Below are 21,923 nucleotides of genomic sequence, written 5' to 3'. Positions count from 1 at the left end.
CTCGATGAAGAGGGTTTGCATTAGTTTTTCGCTGCGGGTTCCTCTTCATTGGCTTGATGAAGAGTTTTGGCATGGGTTTTTCGCTGCGGGTTCCTCTTCATTGGCTCGATGAAGAGGTTTGGCATGGGTTTTTCGCTGCGGTTTCCTCTTCATTGGCTCGATGAAGAGGTTTGGCATTAGTTTTTCACTGCGGTTTCCTCTTCATCGGCAACATGAAGAGGTTTGGCATTAGTTTTTCACTGCGGTTTCTCCTTCATTGGCTCGATGAAGAGGTTTTGCATTAGTTTTTCGCTGCGGTTTCCTCTTCATTGGCTCGATGAAGAGGTTTGGCATTAATTTTTCACTGCGGGTTCCTCTTCATTGGCTTGATGAAGAGGTTTGGCATGGGTTTTTCGCTGCGGGTTCCTCTTCATTGGCTCGATGAAAAGGTTTGGCATGGGTTTTTCGCTGCGGGTTCCTCTTCATACGCTCGATGAAGAGGTTTTACATTAATTTTCCACTCCTGTTTCCTCTTCATTGCCTCCATGAAGTGGTTTGGCATTAGTTTTTCACTACGGGTTCCTCTTCATTGGCTCGATGAAGAGGTTTTGCATTAATTTTCCTCTTCATGTTTCCTCTTCATCGCAACATGAAGAGGTTTGGCATTAATTTTTCACTGCGGTTTCCTCTTCATACGCTCAATGAAGAGGTTTTGCATTAATTTTCCACTGTTGTTTCCTCTTCATTGCCACCATGAAGTGGTTTGGCATTAATTTTCCACTGCGGTTTCCTCTTCAAAAACTCGATGAAGAGCTTTACCTTGCTCTTCTTCCATTAGTTTCCTCTTCATATAAAGCCAAAAATCCTACAACACAGAAAAAAAGCATGATTATTCATCATGCTTTAAGAAAGTAGCTTATATTTCAACTTTATGCTTCAACAAAATAATCCTTATAATAACCGCCGACTTTTCCTGAATTATCTATAATAAAAACAAATTCCTCTGTTTCATTTTTTACTTCATAAACTTTACCTACTGTTAACGCTGTATCGACCTTATATTTTTTTGCATTCGTATGTACGCATTTTACATTTTTAATTGTTTCGCTGTTTTGCCAAGTATTATTTCTCATTACAGTAGCTCCTTCTCATTTATTATTATCATTACTATTATAATGGTAAAATCTTTTTTTCCAAACTATTTTATTATAGCTCTTTTTCAGGCTGAATGTTACGATAACGATACCTTGTAGTCCATAAAATTACGGAGCTCAAAAATAAGAGAGAACTAGTTACATAAAATACGGAGGAAATCCCAATATGTGCGGATAAAAAGCCTCCTAAAACCGGACCGATCATATTACCCAAAAAACGAAAGCTGGTATTATAACCGAGAATTTCTCCTGTGATCGTCAACGGTGCTGTTTGTCGAATGTAGGCAGTAATACAAGGAATAAATCCCCCTAATACCATTCCTAAAAAGACACGTAGAATCATTAATTGCCAAACAGAAGTAACGAACGCTTGCGGCAAATAAACGAGACTCACCGCAATTAATAGAAAACCTAATACTTTCTCATGACCATAGCGATCACCAAGTTTACCCCATTCACGTGCAAACATTAAATTACCTAGGCCGGCAGCTGAAAAGGCTGCTCCTGATAAAAAGGCTATATTCTCTGTTACATTTAACTCACTCACATATAACGCTAGTAAAGGTTGAATACTAAAGTGTGCTACTTGTATAAGGGTGCCAACAATCATTACAATTAGTAGCATAGGAGTCTTAAATATCAATTGAAACACCTGTTTACGAGTGAAAGATCCTTTTTCTTTCCCAATTGATTGGATGCTGACTTCTTTTACCATGAAAAAAATCAGAACACTTGTCAACGCTGTTAAACTAGCTGTTAATATAAACGTGTACTTAAAACCAACTGTATCAGCAAGCAAACCTCCAATTAAAGGTCCAAATAAAGCACCTGTTACATTTCCTGTTTGTAATGTTCCTAAAACTCGACCCGCTTTCTCTTTAGGTGCTTGGGAGGAAATAAACGCCTGTGCCATCGAAATAAATCCAGCGAATATCCCCATACATAATCGTAGGAAAAATAATAGATAAACTGAATGTACAAAGCCCATTAAAAATATACAAACAGAAACACCTAGACTTAAAATTATAAGAACTTTTTTCCGACCATGCCGATCCCCAAATCTACCCCATATAGGCGAGAAAAAGAAAGCAGTTATAAAAGTAACACCAAACACTAATCCTGCCCATTTTTGAACAAATTCTGAAGGATAATTTCCCATTGATTCTATGATCAAAGACAAAAATGGCATGATCATCGTCATGCTAGCTGCAACTAGGAAATTTGCAAACCACATGATCATCAAATTACGTTTTAAAAAATTGATAGTAAAGCACCTTCTCCTATAAAGTTGTTTGAATCCTTAATTATTATAATTGAAATGGCAATGTTTAATAAAGTGAAACTCAATCAGCGAGGCTTTTGCCTAAAGGTATGACCTATGGATCTCTTCATCTCTACATGAACGTTAGTACCAATTTACATAAAAAAGGTTTTTATATCTCTAATTTCTTCGCCATGTGTATAGCCAAGCTCATTTGGTGTTTCCAAAATAAAGGGCAGTTCTTTTAAGTATGAAGAATAAACAAGAGCATTAAATTGGTTTAACCCAATATGCCCTCGTTTAATATTGGCGTGCCGATCTTTCCTTGAACCTGAAGGATATTTGGAATTATTAAAATGGATAACTTTAAGATGTTCAAAAATGTTTAACTGTTTCCCCTTTTTTTCAAGGTCAGACCAATTCTCTCCTGTCCAAACGCCACTGGCAAATAAATGACAGGTGTCAAGACAAAAACCCACTTTATCTGGGTATTGACAAAGATTTCTGATCTGTGCCATTTCCTCAAAGGTAATGCCCATCTCACCTTTCATCCCTGCATTGTTTTCAAGTAATAATAAAGCCTTACCCTGCCATCTATGTAGAATGTTATTCATCATCTCTATCATTCGTTTATAACCTTCTAAAGGGTCATTGGGATTATGATAAGTTCCAAAGTGAACAACTACCCCTAACGAGCCACACAGATCTGCAATTTCAAGATCGTTCAAAAGGGAATCAATAACTAATTGTTTTTTTCCTTTTTCTGGAGTTAGGTCTGACGGATAGGGTGAATGCGCTACTGATTTAACCCCATTTTCAATACAAAAGGTTCTACAATCATTTGCATTCTTTTTATCAATCGTTTTCACTGAAAGCGTTCGCGGATTTTTCGGAAAATATTGAAAGCAATTTGCGCCCAATAGAGATGCTGTCTTTGCTGCATCTAAATAACCGTTTCTTATACTGACATGACAACCGATATACAAAGGTTTAGCCTCCGATTCAACAATAATAAGATGATATGGTAGTAGTATTCCTGAAGGCTATGAAAAAATGTTAAAAAATAAAAATGAGACCGTAATAACGATCTCATAAAATATTTTAAGATTCTTGTTTACATTCTTCAAACCAGTAATCTAATACTTTAGCATCTAGAACCTTCTTCTCAATAAAGGATTGTTGTTTCTTCGTAAAGAAGGATTGCCACTCAATTTCTAATTCAGTTGCAATTTTAACAACTGTTAATAGCTCCTGCCATGCAACATAACGCTTATACCAAAAGAAAGTGGGTTGTTCACTCATATATGGATATAAATCATCAAATTCCGTGTGCTTACACTCAACAGTCCGTTCAAATTGTACCTTTGCATCTTTAATTTTATCTCCTAAATAGCTAATAAACTTTTGTTGTTCCATACCCTTTTCCCCCCATCCTTTATTAACCTATATAGTTCATTTATATTATACCATAAATGAATTATAACTATTATAAAGTTAATAATCTTATAGTATATTAATTTTTTACAGTTATCTAACCAAATATTGAATAGCAATTATTTAATAATTTCGATAATAACTAATAAAATCCTTCATTTTCATAAAAATAAATCTTTATTTATTACAATATTAAATAGCTGAGCACCGGAGAAAAACTTATTACACTTGCTATTAATAGGAAAGATAGGCATAAAATTCAATAATTAGATATTGTCACAGCTTAGCGTTCGTACAAATCGAAAAAAAATGGTAAAATAGTGAAACAGATATTTAAAGGAGTGACCTAATTGTCTAATAAAGTTGCTTTAATTACCGGAAGTGCGTTTGGAATTGGAAAACGTACTGCAAAAGAATTAGCAGCTAAAGGTAATGACATTATTATTAATTATCGCAGCAGCGAAACTGAAGCCCACATTCTTGCAGATCAATTAGCGCAAACATATAATGTAAAAACAATGGCTTTGAAGGCAGATATATCTAATTACAATGACTGTATTCGATTAGTAAATAAAGGATTAGAACATTTTAACAGAATTGATATATTAATTAATAATGCTGGGCCTTACATACATGATCGTAAAACTCTAATTGATTATTCCTATGAAGAGTGGAATTACTTAATAAATGGAAATTTAAACGCTGCTTTTTATTTATGCAAGGAAATTATTCCACAAATGCGAAAAAATAAGTGGGGACGTATCGTAAATATCGGATTCGATAAGGCAGAAACAGCACCAGGCTGGGCATGTCGTTCTGCTTTTGCCGCTGCAAAGGTTGGGTTAGTGTCGTTAACAAGAACATTAGCACTTGAGGAATTCCCTTACGGAATTACTGTGAACATGGTCTCACCTGGAGATATTAGAGGAGAATGGAAAGAGCAAGACATCCTATCTACTAAGAGACATGAATCAACTACTGAAACATTTACCAAAATTGAAACAGGTGAAGATATTTCAAGAGTAATATCGTTCCTAACAGATGATAATTCAGATCTTATCACTGGAAGTGTAATTCCAATATCAGGTGGTCAGGATGTTCTATCAAAAAGCAATCATTTTTATTATGGCAAGTTTTAATTAAAACATCGTAGACCCATAAAGACTACTCTTTATGGGTCTATTCATCATACACCCCATAGGGGAAGATTAAGTCTTTATTAATACTATTGGTTAAAATTAAGTCAGAATTTGTGTACTCCTGTAGCTCTTCTTCAATTTTTCTTAAGTCATCTTCAATCGCAGCTGAGCTTTCCCCATTATTTTGAAGCTCTTGTTGTTTTTGTTGTAATAATTGATACGTCTCCTGAAGGATATATATCCGTTGCATTTTTTCATACATTGAGATTTGTTCCAAATGAATCTCCCTTCCATTGTTGCATCTTAATCTACTTGACAAATTGTACAATAAAAACACTTACGTGATGAAATTTCAATTTTTACAATTGGATTACCGCATCTAATACAAGGCTCGTTTTCACGATCATACACCTTACATTTTGAATCGAATCCACCAGTTAAAGTATCACCCTTCATGAATGGTTGCTCCATATAACCACCAAACTGAATGGATGCTGACAGCACACTACGTATGGAGTCATATAAGCGCTTAACCTGCAGCACATCTAGGTCATTCATTTGTTTCATTGGTTTTAAACCAGCTTCAAAACATATTTCATCTGAATAGCAATTGCCTATACCCGCAATAAATTTTTGATCTGCTAGTGTTGTTTTTAGTTTCCCTCTCTTATTCTCAACCAAACTTGTAAATGATTTTAATAAAAAAGATGGTTCAAGTGGTTCAGGTCCAAGCTCTGAAAGCTCTAGGTCAATTTCCTCAAGTGTGTGTAAATGCAAATAACCTAAGCGCAGACCAATAAAATAAAGTTCTTTGTCTCCAAAATTCAAGATTATTTGCTTTGTCCTGTCAGGATTATCATTCTGATTACCTAGGTACATCCATCCACCTAACATTAGATGTAAAAGCAGGGCTTTCCCTGTCTCCAAAATAAAAATCAGGTGTTTGCCTCGTCTCTTTATATCGATAATTTTTTTATTTAACAAGCTATCAATGAAATGGTCCACAGGAACATTAATCGACTTTTCGCGATTTACAGTAACACCCGTTATTATTTGTCCACCTATATTTTTAGATAAAAGCGTTCTATATGTATCCATTTCAGGAAGTTCAGGCATATTTAAAGCACCTAACCCGCATAATCATCATTTTCATCTGGATTACCATATTCCTCTTCCATGTCATCTTCTTCTGTTTCCAAAATATCAGCTACATTTATTAGTGGATCTAAATCATAAAAATCCACTTCAATGCTCTTGTTTACTTTGGGTGGCGTTTGTTCCATGAATCCCCCTCCAAAAATGTTATTTTCATATATATATTGATCTAAAATCTCTTTTTTATTCATTGGATGCCGATACACCAATAGTGTTTTAAAAATTAGAACACTATAGTCTTTAAAAATGTAATTGAATATAATGAAGGTAATAGATAGGGAGTGATACCTTTTGTACTATGAGCATATACAACCGGCACTATTAAAAAGATTTTTAGACAATCCAACTCATGAAACTCTTCGAGAATTGCTGCTAAATAATACTGGTGAAACAGATTTTTTAGATTTTAAAACTAAATGGATTGATTTAACGAAACTTGCAAAACATATTTTAGCAATTGCAAATTCAGGCGGTGGAGCCATTATTGTGGGAGTTAGTCAAGCAGATGATGGATCAGTTATTTTAAATGGATTAGCAAATGGGGATTTTTTAGATAAAGCCGATATTGATAATAAGGTAGAAAATTTACTTCCGAGATGGGTACATTATCGGACGGAAGATTTCTTGTTTGATGATAAAGAGCAGGACCCTCTGGCATTGAAGAAATTTCAAGTTCTAATTATTGAATATGACCCTAAATATGTACCCTATACTTCTGTTGTAACTCGTGGTGAACTTAGATTTGGTGCTATCTACGTTCGGCAAGGAACAAAATCTCTTGAGGCTACAAATGATAAATTAGTAGAGATTATCTTAAGGAAAGTCTATTCTGGCGGCTCTTATTCAACTGAGTTAAGTTTGCAAGATCATTTGATACAGTTAAAACAGCTTTATCATGAACTTGAAACATCAGCTGATCAAAATTATCAACAATTTATTCAACAGATGATCAAACTTAAACAAAAGCGGATTGAACAACTACTAGATCTTCATCAGGATGAAAAATAGGAGGTTTGCATAGTATGAAATAATACTATACAAATCTCCTTTCCTTATGTCGCGACAGCATTGATGTTTTGATTATTTAATTCTAATACTTTTTGATCGTTTGGCAGCCAAATCGTCAAAATTCCAATTAAAGGTAGGAAGCTAACGTAAAATAAAGTAGTTGATAAACCAAACTCATCCGCTAACCATCCTAAAGCAACGGATCCTATAGCTCCTAATCCAAACGATAGTCCAATAATTAAACCAGAAACCATCCCAATTTTCCCTGGTAAAAGCTCTTGCGCATAAACCACGGAAACAGAAAAGCTTGAAAGTAAAATAAATCCAATAATCGCAAGCAGTATCATTGAAACTACTAAATTAGCATATGGCAGCATTAAGCACAGCGGCGCTGCACCAACCATTGAAAACAACAGCACATTCTTCTTGCCAAGTTTATCTGACAGAGGTCCACCCAAAAATGTACCTAACGCTCCTGCCGCTAGAAAAATAAAAATATATATTTGTGCATCTGCACCATCAATCTTAAATTTATCCATTAATTGAAAAGCATAAAAATTCGTAATGGATGCATGGTAAAATTGTCTAATAAAAAGAAGAAATATTAACAAAAACAGGGCTAGTTTAATCGGACGACTTACCGGTATTTTTTCTGTGTATCGAGTTTTGTTTAAAGATTGAATTCGTACTTGTTCACCATACCATTTTGCAATATACAAAAGGATTACAACACTAATAAAAGCAACGATTGTAAACCAAATTGCTCCAAATTGCCCTAATGGAAATAAAATTAAAGCAGATATCAACGGGGCGAATGATTGACCTGCGTTCCCGCCTACTTGGAATACAGACTGTCCAAAGCCCTTTCTTGCACCGGCTGCCATGTGGGCTACTCTTGATGCTTCCGGATGGAAAGCAGCTGACCCAAGCCCGATAAACATAACTGAAAGAAGGATTGTCAAATAAGACGGTGCGATGGCAAGACCAATCATCCCTAACATAGAAACAGTTAATCCAATCGGTAAGGCATAGGGCATGGGATGCTTATCTGTATAAGCACCTACGACTGGCTGCATTACAGAAGAAGTCATGTTCACTACAAAAGCGATCAAACCCAGCTGAGCAAAGTTGAAACCATGTGTTTGTTCTAAGATCGGAAACATTGCTGGCACAACAGCTTGGATTGAATCATTTAATAAATGTACAAGTCCAATGATAAACAATATATTATATGTCGTTTTTGAACTATGATTTGTTGATTGAACCATATCGATCCCTTCTTTATAGTTTAAGTTCGAAATAAAGATTATATAAAAATAATAGTTTAATAATCTCAATTGTATGTATGTTAGTATAGTTTAAGGTCTAAAACTATGCAATTAAATTTTAAAATAGTTTGAATTATTCCATTATAAAAATTGTTTTTTAGTATCCAAAATGGACTTTTCCTAAAAGGAAAAGTCCATTTTGGATTTCTAGCCATTTGTGAAAATAAAAAGAAAAAATTAGATGTTTTTAAATAAGATTTTAAAATCGCCGTATCCTTCTTTTTCCAAATCTTCTTTCGGGATAAATCGTAATGAGGCAGAATTAATACAATAACGTAATCCTCTTGGTCCTGGACCATCATCAAAGACATGTCCTAGATGTGAATCACTATTTTTAGCTCTTACTTCCGTTCTCACCATCCGATGTGATAGATCAACCTTTTCCTCAATTAGCTCGTTATGCAAAGGTTTTGTAAAACTAGGCCAACCGCATGCAGAATCAAACTTATCTAAAGATGTAAATAAGGGTTCACCTGTAATAATATCTACATAAATTCCATCTCTCGTTTCATTCCAATATTCATTTCGAAATGGTGGTTCGGTTCCGTTATTTTGAGTAACCTCAAATTGCATAGGGGTTAATCGTTTACGCAATTCTTCTTTTCGCGCAGGATTTTCCCATGTCTTTTTAATAAATTCCTCTCTGCCTGATCCTTTCTTATATAAAGCATAGCGGAATGCATTTTTCTTATAATAATCTTGGTGATATTCTTCTGCCGAGTAAAACGTTTTTGCTGGAAGGATATCGGTCACAATTGGCTTAGAAAATCGACCGCTTTCTGCTAATGCTTGTTTAGACTTTTCAGCTGAAACTTTTTGATCCTCATTATGATAGAAAATCGCTGTTTTATAGGAGTCTCCGCGATCATGAAATTGCCCTCCTGCATCAGTTGGGTCAATTTGCATCCAAAATATATCTAATAATTTTTCATAGCTAAAAAGAGTAGGATCATAAGTAATTTGTACAGCTTCATAATGACCCGTTGTATCAGAACATACTTCTTTATATGTAGGGTTTTCTTTATGGCCACCTGTATATCCTGAAACAACTTTTATAATACCTGGTTGTTCATCGAATGGAGAAACCATACACCAAAAACACCCTCCAGCAAATGTAGCTAATTGAAAAGTTTCATTATTGTATTCCATAACAGCACTCCTTCTAAAAATACTTTACCTATGTTGTTTACTATACCTAATAGTTTAACTTTATTAATAAATTTTTGCACATTTTACAAATCTTCTTGAAAATATCTTTATTTTCTGTTATTGTACAAGAAAGTAAATAAACTTTGCTTCAGTTACATAATGAAGTGAGGATAGAGGTGCAAAAACCATTAGTACACAAATGGGAGGAAAATGAGTTCCGTTGATCTTTGTGGAAAGGGGGATTTGCCGAAGTGCTGAGAACCTCATTTTTCTCAGACACTGGTTTTGTATCGAATAGGTACAAAATTGTCATATAACGGTTTGTTATATGGAGGGCTATCAAACGCATAGGTGCTATTATTATTATCATAATAACCATGCAACAACGATAGTCATCGTTGTTGCATTTTTTTTTGGCAATTATATTATGCTGTGCGAGATAGACTATTTTAATTAACTATTTATTGAAACGAGGGTGAAATAATGAACTTTGGACGTGTATTAACAGCAATGGTAACCCCATTTGATCAAAAGGGTGATGTAGATACGCAAAAAGTACAAGAATTAGTAAATTATTTAATTGCAAATGGAACAGAAGGAATTGTAGTCGCAGGGACTACAGGAGAGTCACCAACATTAACAACAGATGAAAAATTAGCATTGTTTCAACAAGTGGTTGAAGTTGCAAATGGTCGTGTACCTGTTATTGCAGGAACAGGTTCTAATAACACTCGTGCATCAATTGAACTGACTAAAAAGGCTGAAAAAATCGGCGTAAACGGAATAATGTTAGTAGTTCCTTACTATAATAAGCCTTCTCAAGAAGGACTTTATCAGCATTTTAAGGCTATCTCAGCTGAAACTAGCTTACCTGTCATGCTTTATAATATTCCTGGACGTAGTTCAGTTAATATGACACCTGAGACAATTATTCGATTATCACAGATTGATAATATAGTGTGTGTAAAAGAAGCAAGCGGTAACTTAGATGCAATGGCTCAAATTATCGAACAAACAGATGAAAGTTTTAGTTTATATAGCGGTGATGACAGCATGACGATTCCTACTCTAGCAATCGGAGGCATGGGCGTTGTATCCGTTGCTTCACATGTCATCGGAAACGAAATGCAAAGTATGGTTTCTGCATTCTTAAATGGAAATCATGTTGAAGCAAGTAAAATGCACCGTAAGCTATTACCTATTATGAAAGCATTATTTGCTGCCCCTAGCCCATCCCCTGTCAAGGCAGCATTAAACTTAAAAGGAATTGAAGTAGGTTCAGTTCGCTTACCACTTGTACCTTTAAATGACCTAGAATTGGCTGCTTTAGAAAAAGAGCTGCAACCTATCTTAATTAAAGAACAGGTAGTATAAGTTTTAGCTAGTCTAAACTTACTAGTAGTATTAATACGTAAAAAACGCTCAGAATTTATTCTGAGCGTTTTCGTTTTTATTTGGGATTAATCGTCTACAAAGACTAATAATCCATCACTTCAATAAGTAAGGCTACTTTACTCATACAATTCCTTATTTATATAAGATCCCCGGAATGTACTGAACCCCAAAAATCGACCTACTCTTTTATCAACGGTTTAAGTTGATTATATATCGCTACAATTTCATCAACCTTCATTCTGACTAACCCACTTGATGAAGGAGCAACAAAATCGATTACACCTTTTACAGTTTCATCTGTCTGTTTTCCCCATGGGGCCTTTTTACGTTTACTATATTTAAGATATACCCCCTTGCCTACAAAACAAACAAGTTTTGGTTTATACTGCTCTATTTTCTCTCGTAAAAGTACTCTCCCCTGCTCATACTCCTCATTTGTAATTTCATCCGCTGCTTTCGTTGGCCGGGCAACAATATTTGTGAATCCATAACCTAAGTTCAGTAATGTTTGATCTTCTTCAGCTGTATACTTTTTTGAAGTTAAACCCGCTTGATGGAGAATTGTCCAAAAACGATTTGTAGGATTAGCAAAATGGTGGCCGGTTTGTCCAGAACGCATGCTCGGATTGAAACCGACGAACAATACTTTTAAATTTTCCTCTATAATATCAGGTATTGGATTCATTAATGCTTCCCTCGCGATAATTTTTTAATTGCATTATGGCGCTTTTAAATTTATCCCATGTATTAACAGGCAACCGGCAGTAGGCCCCCTCCTTTATTGAAAATGGACATTAACCTTGTATCCAGTGCTCTCAAAAAATTGTTGAAGTGTTTTTATAGTATTAGTTTCAGCATGTGATAATAATCCCATTGCTAGTGCCTCTTCTTTTATTTGTTGCTTAGCTAAAGCCGCAAGCTCAAAGCCTTCTTCCCAGTCCACTTTGTCTCTAAAAATGCCTTCGGTTGAAAACGCCTTTACCTCCGACATATTGATCGATGGCTCTTGAAGGACTGTTGCTTTTGGTAGGTTAATAGTTAACTCATTTTTCTTATCGTTAAATTGTATATTGTTTTCATTTATATTCTTTAAGTCAACCCCTGCAATAATGGTAGCTGGGACAATGAGTAATAGGTGTCTCTGTGTCCCAGGTATATTATACGGAATTTCTTTTCCAAATATTTCATTATCTTCTTGTTCAATAACGGTTTTCACATGTGCCTCCGCTGTTGCGAGTATGGCTAGTTCTTGGATGGATTCAACAATTTCACCATGCTTTATATCAGCAGTATTAAAAAATGAAGGAAACAATAGTAATAATAGACTGAGAATTACTGCAAACCCTAAACTGCCTATAATTAATAATCTCCATTTTTGTTTAATTTTAGCCAAAAATGATCGCTGTATCATGTACTTCTCAAAATTTGGAAACTGTACAATGCTTTTCATTCTTATCACCTCATCGTATAGTTGTTGTCTTAACTAATATTAAACTAATAATCTGTAAAATATCTACATAATCCTACAAAATTCTATTAAGTCTCCCTATTGCCAGGTAATAAGAGGTAGATTTATAATAAGATAGAACTAAATTACAAAATGTTGTTTATAGTTCCAATATTAACAACCTAAACGGACAGGTGATACTTTTATGTTAGGTGACAGTAACAGTACCATACGTATCAAGATTATGTATTTAACAGCTGAGGGCAACATAGAACATAGTTACATACTATCTCGAGGTGCAAAGATAGAAGATAGCTTTCAAGATGAACAAATGATAAATGAAGCCTACCAAAAGGGCTCAATTGTTGAGATTACGACTTCTAATCTAGATAACAATCAACTTGAAACCCATAAAGGCCGTATTTTTCATATTGATAGGAGAAATAGAAAAGTTCTCTTAATCGATGATAACAAGGGCAAAACAAAACTGTGTACACCCATCCCTTTTATTTCTATACTCCACGCTAAAATTATTCATAGTAAAAGCCAATAAAAAATATTGAAAACCTTGACGATAATTCGTCAAGGTTTTCAAATTTCTACCCTACTGCAAAGGAGCACCCTTTGTAGGATCCCAAACTTTTATGTAAAGTCGAATGCACTAAAATTAATAATCACCCACAAATTGTAAACACATCCAGTTTTTTATTATACTTATATAGTAAGATGGTTTTTAATGGAAGTTTTGGAGGTGCCGTATGATCAATCTACAGGATATAGTTCAAGCGCAAACTGTACTAAAAGGAGTTGTTCACGAAACACATCTTGATTACTCAAAAACCTTTAGCGACCTTTCGCATAACTCAGTCTACATTAAATTAGAAAATTTGCAAAAAACAGGTTCATTTAAAGTACGTGGGGCATACAACAAAATCATTTCTTTAAATAAGGATGAAAGAAAAAAAGGGGTTGTAGCAGCATCGGCTGGGAACCATGCGCAAGGCGTAGCATTTGCCAGTTCAGCAGCCGATATTAAATCCACAATTGTAATGCCAAAAGGTGCCCCATTAGCCAAAATCGAAGCTACTAAAAAGTATGGGGCAAACGTAATACTACACGGAGATGTATTTGATGAGGCACTTGACCATGCATTTGAGCTGCAATCTAAAACGAATGCAACATTCGTCCACCCCTTTGATGATTATAAAATTATTGCGGGGCAAGGAACAATCGGATTAGAAATTCTAGGGCAATTATCTAATGTTGATGCGGTCATTTGTCCGATAGGTGGCGGTGGATTAATAGCTGGAGTAGCAATGGCTTTAAAAGAGACTAATCCAAAAATTAAAGTATTTGGAGTTGAGGCCTCATCCTGTCCTAGTATGACTGTATCACTTACAGAAAAGAAACCTACAAAAGTAATTGCGTCAGATACGATCGCCGATGGAATTGCCGTAAAACGCCCTGGGGATAAGACATTTGAAATGATTCAAAATTATGTTGATGGTATCGTTACAGTTAGTGAATTAGAGATATCAAGAACAATGCTCTATTTATTAGAACGAAATAAACTTCTTGTCGAAGGTTCTGGGGCAGTTAGCTTAGCAGCCCTACTGTTTAATAAAATACCAATCCAAGGTAAGAATGTAGTACCCATTATTAGCGGAGGTAATGTAGATGTGAAATTCATCTCAAGAGTTATCGAACATGGCCTTGCCGAATCTGGACGCTTTGTAACCTTTACAACATTAATTCCGGATAAACCAGGCCACTTAAACAAGCTGCTAAGCATAATTTCTAATTTAGAAGCAAACGTGTTAAATATCCATCATCAACGTATTGGCTCTAGAGTTGTTCCTGGTCAAACTGAAATTGAATTTTCTTTAGAAACAAGGGATCGAATCCATATTCGCGAAATTGCTAATGCATTAACAACAGCAGGTTACGAGGTTGTAGAAAGAATGTAAGACACCGCTTTTTAGCAAAATTCAAGCTAATATGATTTCCCTTTATTTTACATGTACGGACTAAATAAACTAACATCAGCATTAACAGGTTTTAAAACCCTGTTGGTTGTTGATGTTAGTTTACTTATAATAATTGAACTTAGATTACTCGAACACGGTTAATCTTTGTCCAACCACCAATATTTAGTTGATAATATGTTTTACCATTAATTCCTTCATCAATTAAGATAATATCTCCCGTTCCAATATATCTTGCATCGTAATCTGCAGGAACTAGATCTAGTACATTAAACTTACGAAAAGTAGATTCTAAAACCTCATGATGTGACATAGCTAAAATGTTTAAGCGATACACGGCTTTATAGCCTCTTCGCTGTCCGTAGGATGGTGCTTGCAAAATCGTTACATCATACTTATACTGTGTTGGTTTTTTGGGCGAAAATACTGATAACATATTGGTATCCCTCTTAACATTTTTTTGTTAGGAGTAGACTCTTCTTATGATCATTGAATCTATTATCATTTATGATGTAAGAAGAAAAATGATAGAATATTTGAAATATTTTCACTATACTCCTTACATTTATTATACAATATGATTAAAGCTTGTCCCTATCAATCGTACATCAACTTTCGACAGCATCGCTGAATTTTCCGGTGCAGTATTAACGTATTTTTTCATTTCGCGTAAAGATTAATAGAATAATGTCGGAATATTATTCATGACATACAAGATATGTTTTAAATACTTTTGTTTTTTTAAATGTTTCCCATTCATGAAAAATATCGAAACCATCACCGGAATAACCTAATATTTCAAAATTATATTTATCTGTGTACACATGTTTGAAACCATGCCTCTTCCAAAATGATTGAGATTCATTCCATGCATCTAAATAAATAAAAAAATGATGTTTATTGGCATAGCTTTTAATTGCAGTTACTATTTTCGAACCTAATCCTGATCGTCTAAATCTTTTTGGAAAACGCAATAAACCAATAAAAAGCACCTTTTCTTCCTCATCAAAAAAAACATCGAGCACAATATTATTACAACTAAATCCAGCGTCATACATTAGTTCATCTATACGAAAAAGAAACCGGCCTTCATCCTCGAAATAATGCGTATCAAGTCCATCTTCCTTTAATACCTCAACAATATTGGTTAACGTATCCTTAAAACCTGCCAACATAGGATGTTTTCACCCCTCCTTATTTCTCTTTTTCATCTTATCAGGTTTAAGTGATGGCGTCTGTATTAATAACGAAACATCATGAACATTCTGTGAACTTTAGTGACGAGAGGTTAACTCTTCGATCAATATTAAAGCCGTTGCGTATCTTTACACAACGGCTTTAATTAATGAAATTTAATTCTTTCTATCAATAGCAGAGTATTCTTCACTATGAGCAATTTCTTTAGCTCGAACCGCATCATTTGGAGTATGATTATTCTTCTTTGGCTGTAGTCTATTACGATCTTTTTTACCCATAACACTAACCTCCATCTATTTGTTAATCTCCACAATGTTAGTTTGGGTATTTTTTAATGATTCATGCTATAAAATAATGGAATAACTCTTACAGATGTAAAATAGGTAATATTCTTCTGCTAAGGTACGATTTCTTACTTCTTATGAAATAGTATTTATATATTGAATTAACTCAGTTAAATCATCGTTTAATTCTTTATGGTCTAAATAAGGTTTCTCCAGCTGTAGTAGTTTTCGTAAAAAACAACGTGATCGGTCAGTAAGCTGTAACTCCTCTTCCCAACTTTTTTCTTCATCAATTTGCGGATTGAACGTCGAATATAATAAAAAGAGAGCAAAATGACCGAGCGCATAAAAATCACTATTAGGATGTATTTCTCGCCTTAACTGCTTTTCAATTTCATAATAACGATTATTTTCATCGTGTGTGATAGTATTTGTGAAACGGGCTAATCCAAAATCAACGATAAAAATTTTTCCCTTATTAAATAAAATATTAGGAATCCTTAAATCTCGGTGAATAATATTTAACTCATGACAATATTGAATCACTTCTACGATCTGCTGTAATATGTTGAAAGTCATTAACTCATCAAAGTGTTTTCCATCGTTAAAAATTAGTTCTTCAAACGTACAGCCCGGAACATAATCCATAATTAAAAATTGGTGACCATTATGATTAAGGCTACCTCGATAACTCGGAATTTGTGGATGGTTTAGCATAGACAGTATTCTTTTTTCATAACTAAACGCCTTAGTCACATGTTCTAGTTTTCGTCTTGAAGGTTTTATTTGTTTCAGGACACATGAAGTGTTAGTAGAAATATCAGTGGCAAGATAGGTGATGCCATAGCTCCCTTCTCCTATAACTTCAATTATCCTATATCGTTCTTTTAACACATTGCCTTTTTTAATTGGACGGTCAAGAATAAACGATTTAATTCTGTTTAGAAGAATCACCATTTCACTTAATAATTAACTACTAAAGAAACTTGAGAAAAAACTTCCGCTTTTATGTTTTCTTTTATAGTGATGGTGGCCATAGCTTGAATGATGTTTGTTAGAATAATGTTTACGGGAACGTCTTTTATTATCACTACTGCTATAACGATAATGATGATTTGTATTTAATAACTTTCCTAATAATTTCTTTAACATAGTTTTTCTCCTTTATACCTGACGTTATTACTATTTACGTTTGAAATAAAAGAAGGTTTCAACGTCAAGCAGACTTTTCATTAAAAAAAGTATAGGTAGTTTATTGAAAAAACACCTATACTTTCATCATTCAGCAAAGCTACGAGATTAGCTATATTGTCTAATAAGGTTTTCAAGCTTTTGTTTTAGATATGGAATGTCTTCCTTACTAACAGAAATTTTTAAATTTGTTTCATCCATATTCAGCATTTCTGAAAAAAGGCCGCCTAAATTATTAGCTCGTCGATCTACCTGCAACAAAACGTCCATTTGATCTGGTCGAATTGAAATGAACACAACTTCAAGTTCATCAAGTCTGCCTCTGAATTCACCACTAATTGGAACGAATTCGAACTCTTGAAGAAAAGGCAATCTTCCTCTAATATGACGAGGTGCAGCTTGCACTTCAACCTCTCTTAATCGAAATCCTAAATCCGTGACTGTATTTAAAAAGGCATTCATTAAAGGATGGGCATTAACTTCTATATAATCACGATCAGCAGGATCAATAGCCATTTTAATATCAAGTCCTGTTTGTACCCATACTTTGGTTTTTCCTAACGTGACTGGTGTATCAATCGGTAGCATAAATGAAAACGGAATTTCCTGTGTTTCATTTTGATTAATTGAAAAACGTTCTGATAAACGATATTTTCCAATGACTGTTTCTTCCTTTACTTTCTTATCATTTACTTCACGTTCGTAAAAAGTAACAACACTTAAATAAATTTCATCAATTTCTTGTTGAACATTTCCGCCTTTTACTACCACTTTTCCTTTTATCTCTTCCCCTGGTGTTAATTTATCATTTGCTAAAACAGTGTCTACCTTAGCAGAACCTATTCCAATACTTGCAAACATTTTTCCGAAAAAAGACATACCTCTTCCTCCCTTAACAGTTATTACCTATATAATAACAGGAATCTTTTGAGTATTAAAATATTGTTACTGAAATTAGAAATTTTAATGGATCTTTTCTACGTTCTTAAGGCCTTTAAAGTACATTTATTTAACATATATGGTAAAGCATAAGATGGTAGACCCAATTTGTTTCTTTTGAAAAATCAAATTTTCAGAAAAATCTATTGACTGTTTAGCGGGTACAAGGATATCATAGTAAAATATATATTAATATATAATTGCATACTAATGATCATAACAAATATGCTAACTACAATCGAAATAATAGGAGGAAATGACATGGATCATCGTAGCAAAATTTTAGACTGTACGATTCGAGATGGAGGATTAGTTAACAATTGGGACTTCAGTGTTGAATTTGTTCAAGACTTGTATAATAGCCTTAGTGAAGCTGGTGTGGAGTATATGGAGATTGGTTACAAAAATTCTCCAAAGCTTCTTAATGCGACAGAACCCAATCCATGGAGATTTCTTGATGATAACTTTTTAAAAGAAATAATCCCTGAGAAAAAGTTCACCAAACTATCTGCATTAGTTGATATAGGACGTGTAGACCCAGATGACATTTTGCCTCGTGATGAAAGTGTATTAGATATGATTCGTGTGGCTTGTTATATCCGCGAAGTCGATAAAGGTTTAGAGCTTGTGGAAATGTTTCACGACCTTGGTTATGAAACTACACTTAATATTATGGCATTATCAAGCGTGCCTGAAAATCAGCTTATAAAAGCGTTTGAAATGGTTCGGGAAAGTTCTGTTGACGTTGTTTATATCGTGGACTCATTCGGTAGCTTAGATCCTTTAGATATTGAACATCAAGTTAAGAAATTCAAAGAAATGGTACCAAATAAACAGCTAGGAATACATACCCATAACAATATGCAGTTAGCCTTTGCCAATACACTTTCAGCGATTCGCAACGGTGTTACTTTCCTTGACTCTTCCGTTTATGGTATGGGACGAGCAGCAGGTAACTGTCATACCGAACTACTTGTTAGTTACATTCAAAAATCAAGTTATGAATTAAAACCTGTTCTTGGAGTAATTGAAAGGCATATGCTAGAAATGCGAGAAAAATGGGAGTGGGGCTATATTATTCCTTACATGATTTCAGGTTTGCTTAATGAACATCCTAGAGTAGCCATGGCATACCGTGATAGTGAAAATCGTGATAAATTTGAAGATTTTTATGACAAAGTGACAACACCTGAATCTAGTCTATCTTCAAAGTAAATGATTTTATAAGCATAACCTTTAAAAATATATACATTTTGCAAGTGTTAATGCACTTGCTTTTTTTATTTTCAAACATTCGAGGTATCTAATAATAAATACAAATTTGGATTCAATACTTAGAGATTTATTAATGGGAATGTGCACCTATATGGTTTGAAATCTATTTATATATTAAAATAAACTAAGGGAGGTCACAATAATGAATGTAAAAGTTAAAGTTTTTGCAAATTTACGTGAAATATGTGGTGCAAGTATAGTTGAGGTACCATCTGAAACTTATGTTGTTATTGATATACTAGAAGAATTAGTAAGAATGTTTCCGGATATGGAGGAAGAAATCTTTACGGAAGAACGTATATTAAAACAATTTGTCCATGTTTTTATTAACGGCCATAATATTATCCATAAAGATGGACTATTAACAGTTATAAATCCTGAAGATCAGTTTGCATTATTTCCTCCAGTTGCAGGTGGTTAAAATGAATGAAAAGAAATTAGAATTCCGTGGAATAAAATTAGAGCATCTAATTGAATATTTTATTGAACTAGGCGGTAAACAAATTAGTACTACGTTCCCATTTGTATTTGAAACAAACACTTGGAAAGCAGAAATTATTAAGGAAGAAGAAGTTACTATTACTTCAACGTTTATTGTTAATGCTGTTCACGTACTATTCAAAGCTGATAACGAAAACGAGTTAAATAAGCTGATTGCAAACTATCGAAAGAAAACTACACGTATCGGTGGTTAGCGCGGAAAAAAGTCTTGTATATTCCTTCTCGAGGAAAATACAAGACTTTTAATTTTGACGGCATTGAAGATATCAAACGCCATCTAATTATATATGAATTAGATAATCTCTAATTCTTTTAATTTTTCCTTAGTTACTACGCCATCTTTCCAACCGCGGACTTGGTAATATTCATCAAGCATAATATCCATGCGACTTACCATTCCTTTACTGTTACCAGATGCTCCTTCTTCAGTAAAGCGTTTTGGTAAGAAATCATCTTCACGCTTATTATAACCAGCAAGGTTATTGTAATAGCGTTCTAGATTATATATTCTTTCTCCTGCCTTCATTACATCATCAGCAGTTAATGAATTACCAGTCATTGTACTGTATTGTTCTGCATAATGCTCAGCATTTTCAGAGAAAGATGAGAATTTACAAATATTCATAGAATCAGAGAATGATAACAGATCTTGGAATACTTTTAGTAATTCACCTTTTCCTTCTGCCGCTGTACGATCAGTTGGTTCAGGAATACCTGCGATCTCACTTGCAACTGTATAGCCGCGTAAATGACATGCACCACGGTTACTTGTTGCATAACCTAAGCCGATGCCTTGGATTCCACGTGGGTCGTACGCTGGGATCGATTGGCCTTTAACAGACATAGATAACTCTGGTGACCCGAATTTTTGTGCTGCACGTGCAGGTCCCTCAGCTAAAATATCCCCTAAGCCTTCTCTGAATGGAATCTTTTTGGCAAGCTCGATCATCGCATCAGCATCGCCCCACTCAAGCTTTTCTTCGATAATGCCTTTTTCGTATGCTTCCATCGTAACGGAAAAAGCATGACCTAGCTCAATTGTGTCCATACCATATTCATTACAAATATCGATTAAGAATGCTATTGGTTCTTTGTCAACTAAACCACAGTTGGAACCTACAGCGAATGCTGATTCAAATTCAAAGCTTTCAACTCTAGTCTTATACTTACCTTCTGTTACCTCTACCTCTTTCTTACAGGCTACTGGACAGGCATGGCAAGCATTGTCTGCAACAAGAATCGTTTTGCGAATTTCTTCACCACTATGCTCTTCTGCTCGTTCGAAATGAGATTCTTTTGAGTTATATGAAGGTAAAGCACCTACTTCATTAATGATATTCATTAATACGTTTGTTCCATAAAGCGATAATCCGCCTTTTTTAGGAGCAGTTAAGCCACCTTCTAACACAGCCTTTGTCGCTTTCTTATTAGCTGCTAAGTAACTATCTTTATCTTTCGGTTCAGGCATATTGCCCTTTTGCGCTGCTTTAATTACAATTGCTTTTAGATTCTTATGGCCTGCAACAGCACCAGTTCCTCCGCGTCCTGCAGCACGATCATGTTCATTCATCCAATTAGCAAAACGAATTTTGTTTTCTCCCGCTTGGCCGATTGTCATTACACTTAAATCGTCTTTACCATAACGGTTTTGGAGAACTTTAATGGTTTCACGAACACCTTTACCCCATAATTCACTAGCATCACGAAGTTCAGCCACACCATTTTCGATATATAGGTACACCGGTTTATCACTTTTACCAGAGAAGATAATGTTATCAACACCAGACCATTTCAAACGAGCAGCAGTCCAACCACCCATATGTGAATCGGTAACCGTACCTGTCAATGGAGATTTTGTAACGACACAAAGTCGACCGCTCATTGTTGAACGAGATCCAGTTACCGGTCCAGTCATTATGCATAGTAAATTATCATCTGAAAACGCTTCCACTTCAGGACCGTTATCGAATACGTACTTAACACCTAAACCACGACCACCAATATATTTCTTAGCTAATTCTTCATTGATTTCACGGTATGTAACATTACCACTCGATAAATCTACTACAACCTCTTTGTTATTAAATCCACCTAGGTTCATT

At 34.7% G+C, this 21,923-nt stretch carries 26 protein-coding genes and 1 riboswitch; of the genes, 8 read left to right on the top strand and 18 right to left on the bottom strand.

Annotation, left to right across the window (positions count from 1 at the left end; translation table 11 throughout):
* Positions 1–908: 908 nt before the first annotated feature.
* The 4 genes from C1724_RS20055 to C1724_RS20040 form a co-directional block, all read right to left on the bottom strand.
* Entirely contained in the window at positions 909–1,112 is a 204-nt protein-coding gene (locus C1724_RS20055; RefSeq protein WP_102348548.1) for a DUF6501 family protein, read from the bottom strand.
* Positions 1,113–1,185: 73 nt separating this feature from the next.
* Positions 1,186–2,373, bottom strand: a complete 1,188-nt coding sequence (locus C1724_RS20050; protein WP_102348757.1) for an MFS transporter — start codon at positions 2,371–2,373, stop codon at positions 1,186–1,188.
* Positions 2,374–2,549: 176 nt separating this feature from the next.
* Positions 2,550–3,380, bottom strand: a complete 831-nt coding sequence (locus C1724_RS20045) for a deoxyribonuclease IV (protein ID WP_180994364.1) — start codon at positions 3,378–3,380, stop codon at positions 2,550–2,552.
* Positions 3,381–3,495: 115 nt separating this feature from the next.
* Positions 3,496–3,810: a hypothetical protein gene (locus C1724_RS20040; RefSeq protein WP_102348546.1), complete on the bottom strand. Its 315-nt coding sequence runs from the start codon at positions 3,808–3,810 to the stop codon at positions 3,496–3,498.
* A 368-nt stretch (positions 3,811–4,178) separates the two neighbouring features.
* Here C1724_RS20040 and C1724_RS20035 point away from each other — a divergent pair, with 368 nt between their 5' ends.
* The gene (locus tag C1724_RS20035) at positions 4,179–4,967 is read left to right on the top strand and encodes an SDR family oxidoreductase (RefSeq protein WP_102348545.1); all 789 of its coding nucleotides are present in this window, start codon (positions 4,179–4,181) and stop codon (positions 4,965–4,967) included.
* Positions 4,968–5,007: 40 nt separating this feature from the next.
* Here the strand turns inward: C1724_RS20035 and C1724_RS20030 are convergent, their stop codons facing one another.
* From C1724_RS20030 to C1724_RS25780, 3 genes are read right to left on the bottom strand one after another with little or no spacing between them, the layout of a single operon-like run.
* Positions 5,008–5,244: a hypothetical protein gene (locus C1724_RS20030; RefSeq protein WP_102348544.1), complete on the bottom strand. Its 237-nt coding sequence runs from the start codon at positions 5,242–5,244 to the stop codon at positions 5,008–5,010.
* Positions 5,245–5,270: 26 nt separating this feature from the next.
* A complete protein-coding gene (gene mutM / locus C1724_RS20025; RefSeq protein ID WP_102348543.1) occupies positions 5,271–6,083 on the bottom strand; it encodes a DNA-formamidopyrimidine glycosylase in 813 nt (270 codons plus the stop codon).
* Positions 6,084–6,094: 11 nt separating this feature from the next.
* The gene (locus C1724_RS25780; protein WP_180994363.1) at positions 6,095–6,250 is read right to left on the bottom strand and encodes a hypothetical protein; all 156 of its coding nucleotides are present in this window, start codon (positions 6,248–6,250) and stop codon (positions 6,095–6,097) included.
* Positions 6,251–6,413: 163 nt separating this feature from the next.
* On the opposite strand from C1724_RS25780, the gene C1724_RS20020 reads away from it, so the two are divergent.
* On the top strand, positions 6,414–7,130 hold the full coding sequence (locus tag C1724_RS20020; RefSeq protein ID WP_102348542.1) for an AlbA family DNA-binding domain-containing protein: 717 nt from the start codon (positions 6,414–6,416) through the stop codon (positions 7,128–7,130).
* A gap of 44 nt (positions 7,131–7,174) precedes the next feature.
* Here the strand turns inward: C1724_RS20020 and C1724_RS20015 are convergent, their stop codons facing one another.
* Both C1724_RS20015 and msrB read right to left on the bottom strand, forming a co-directional pair.
* Complete coding sequence (locus C1724_RS20015; RefSeq protein WP_102348541.1) at positions 7,175–8,398, bottom strand: MFS transporter; 1,224 nt, start codon at positions 8,396–8,398, stop codon at positions 7,175–7,177.
* Between the two features lie 237 nt (positions 8,399–8,635).
* Complete coding sequence (msrB, locus tag C1724_RS20010) at positions 8,636–9,607, bottom strand: peptide-methionine (R)-S-oxide reductase MsrB (RefSeq protein ID WP_102348540.1); 972 nt, start codon at positions 9,605–9,607, stop codon at positions 8,636–8,638.
* Between the two features lie 163 nt (positions 9,608–9,770).
* Positions 9,771–9,954, top strand: a riboswitch (Lysine riboswitch).
* Positions 9,955–10,090: 136 nt separating this feature from the next.
* On the opposite strand from msrB, the gene dapA reads away from it, so the two are divergent.
* Positions 10,091–10,981, top strand: a complete 891-nt coding sequence (dapA, locus tag C1724_RS20005; RefSeq protein ID WP_374703476.1) for a 4-hydroxy-tetrahydrodipicolinate synthase — start codon at positions 10,091–10,093, stop codon at positions 10,979–10,981.
* A gap of 199 nt (positions 10,982–11,180) precedes the next feature.
* On the opposite strand, the gene mug is transcribed toward dapA, so the two are convergent.
* The gene (gene mug, locus C1724_RS20000) at positions 11,181–11,687 is read right to left on the bottom strand and encodes a G/U mismatch-specific DNA glycosylase (protein ID WP_102348538.1); all 507 of its coding nucleotides are present in this window, start codon (positions 11,685–11,687) and stop codon (positions 11,181–11,183) included.
* Positions 11,688–11,780: 93 nt separating this feature from the next.
* On the bottom strand, positions 11,781–12,452 hold the full coding sequence (locus tag C1724_RS19995) for a DUF4230 domain-containing protein (RefSeq protein WP_102348537.1): 672 nt from the start codon (positions 12,450–12,452) through the stop codon (positions 11,781–11,783).
* A 202-nt stretch (positions 12,453–12,654) separates the two neighbouring features.
* On the opposite strand from C1724_RS19995, the gene C1724_RS19990 reads away from it, so the two are divergent.
* Together C1724_RS19990 and ilvA are read left to right on the top strand one after the other, a co-directional pair.
* On the top strand, positions 12,655–13,002 hold the full coding sequence (locus C1724_RS19990) for a hypothetical protein (protein ID WP_102348536.1): 348 nt from the start codon (positions 12,655–12,657) through the stop codon (positions 13,000–13,002).
* A 205-nt stretch (positions 13,003–13,207) separates the two neighbouring features.
* On the top strand, positions 13,208–14,416 hold the full coding sequence (ilvA, locus tag C1724_RS19985; RefSeq protein ID WP_102348535.1) for a threonine ammonia-lyase: 1,209 nt from the start codon (positions 13,208–13,210) through the stop codon (positions 14,414–14,416).
* A gap of 139 nt (positions 14,417–14,555) precedes the next feature.
* On the opposite strand, the gene C1724_RS19980 is transcribed toward ilvA, so the two are convergent.
* The 6 genes from C1724_RS19980 to C1724_RS19960 form a co-directional block, all read right to left on the bottom strand.
* A complete protein-coding gene (locus C1724_RS19980) occupies positions 14,556–14,870 on the bottom strand; it encodes a hypothetical protein (RefSeq protein ID WP_102348534.1) in 315 nt (104 codons plus the stop codon).
* Positions 14,871–15,132: 262 nt separating this feature from the next.
* Positions 15,133–15,609, bottom strand: coding sequence for a GNAT family N-acetyltransferase (locus C1724_RS19975; RefSeq protein ID WP_102348533.1), 477 nt, complete (start codon positions 15,607–15,609; stop codon positions 15,133–15,135).
* A gap of 177 nt (positions 15,610–15,786) precedes the next feature.
* The gene (locus tag C1724_RS26195; protein WP_258000475.1) at positions 15,787–15,909 is read right to left on the bottom strand and encodes a hypothetical protein; all 123 of its coding nucleotides are present in this window, start codon (positions 15,907–15,909) and stop codon (positions 15,787–15,789) included.
* Positions 15,910–16,050: 141 nt separating this feature from the next.
* Positions 16,051–16,872 carry a serine/threonine protein kinase gene (locus C1724_RS19970; protein WP_102348532.1) on the bottom strand — a complete coding sequence of 274 codons (822 nt, stop codon included), beginning with the start codon at positions 16,870–16,872 and terminating at the stop codon, positions 16,051–16,053.
* Positions 16,873–16,884: 12 nt separating this feature from the next.
* Positions 16,885–17,067, bottom strand: coding sequence for a hypothetical protein (locus C1724_RS26190; RefSeq protein WP_102348531.1), 183 nt, complete (start codon positions 17,065–17,067; stop codon positions 16,885–16,887).
* A 147-nt stretch (positions 17,068–17,214) separates the two neighbouring features.
* Positions 17,215–17,985: a sporulation protein gene (locus C1724_RS19960; protein ID WP_102348530.1), complete on the bottom strand. Its 771-nt coding sequence runs from the start codon at positions 17,983–17,985 to the stop codon at positions 17,215–17,217.
* A 321-nt stretch (positions 17,986–18,306) separates the two neighbouring features.
* On the opposite strand from C1724_RS19960, the gene C1724_RS19955 reads away from it, so the two are divergent.
* The 3 genes from C1724_RS19955 (at position 18,307) to C1724_RS19945 (ending at position 20,015) form a co-directional block, all read left to right on the top strand.
* On the top strand, positions 18,307–19,260 hold the full coding sequence (locus C1724_RS19955) for an aldolase catalytic domain-containing protein (RefSeq protein ID WP_102348529.1): 954 nt from the start codon (positions 18,307–18,309) through the stop codon (positions 19,258–19,260).
* 202 nt (positions 19,261–19,462) lie between these two features.
* Positions 19,463–19,741 carry a ubiquitin-like small modifier protein 1 gene (locus tag C1724_RS19950; protein ID WP_102348528.1) on the top strand — a complete coding sequence of 93 codons (279 nt, stop codon included), beginning with the start codon at positions 19,463–19,465 and terminating at the stop codon, positions 19,739–19,741.
* Position 19,742: 1 nt separating this feature from the next.
* Positions 19,743–20,015 carry a hypothetical protein gene (locus tag C1724_RS19945; protein ID WP_102348527.1) on the top strand — a complete coding sequence of 91 codons (273 nt, stop codon included), beginning with the start codon at positions 19,743–19,745 and terminating at the stop codon, positions 20,013–20,015.
* A 98-nt stretch (positions 20,016–20,113) separates the two neighbouring features.
* Here the strand turns inward: C1724_RS19945 and C1724_RS19940 are convergent, their stop codons facing one another.
* Positions 20,114–21,922, bottom strand: coding sequence for an aldehyde ferredoxin oxidoreductase family protein (locus tag C1724_RS19940; RefSeq protein ID WP_102348526.1), 1,809 nt, complete (start codon positions 21,920–21,922; stop codon positions 20,114–20,116).
* Between the last annotated feature and the right edge of the window lies 1 nt (position 21,923).

The sequence above is a fragment of the Bacillus sp. Marseille-P3661 genome (genome assembly GCF_900240995.1).
GTDB lineage: Bacteria > Bacillota > Bacilli > Bacillales > Bacillaceae_J > OESV01.
Note: the sequence above shows the minus strand (reverse complement) of the source record. Positions and strands in the feature narration are given on the sequence as shown.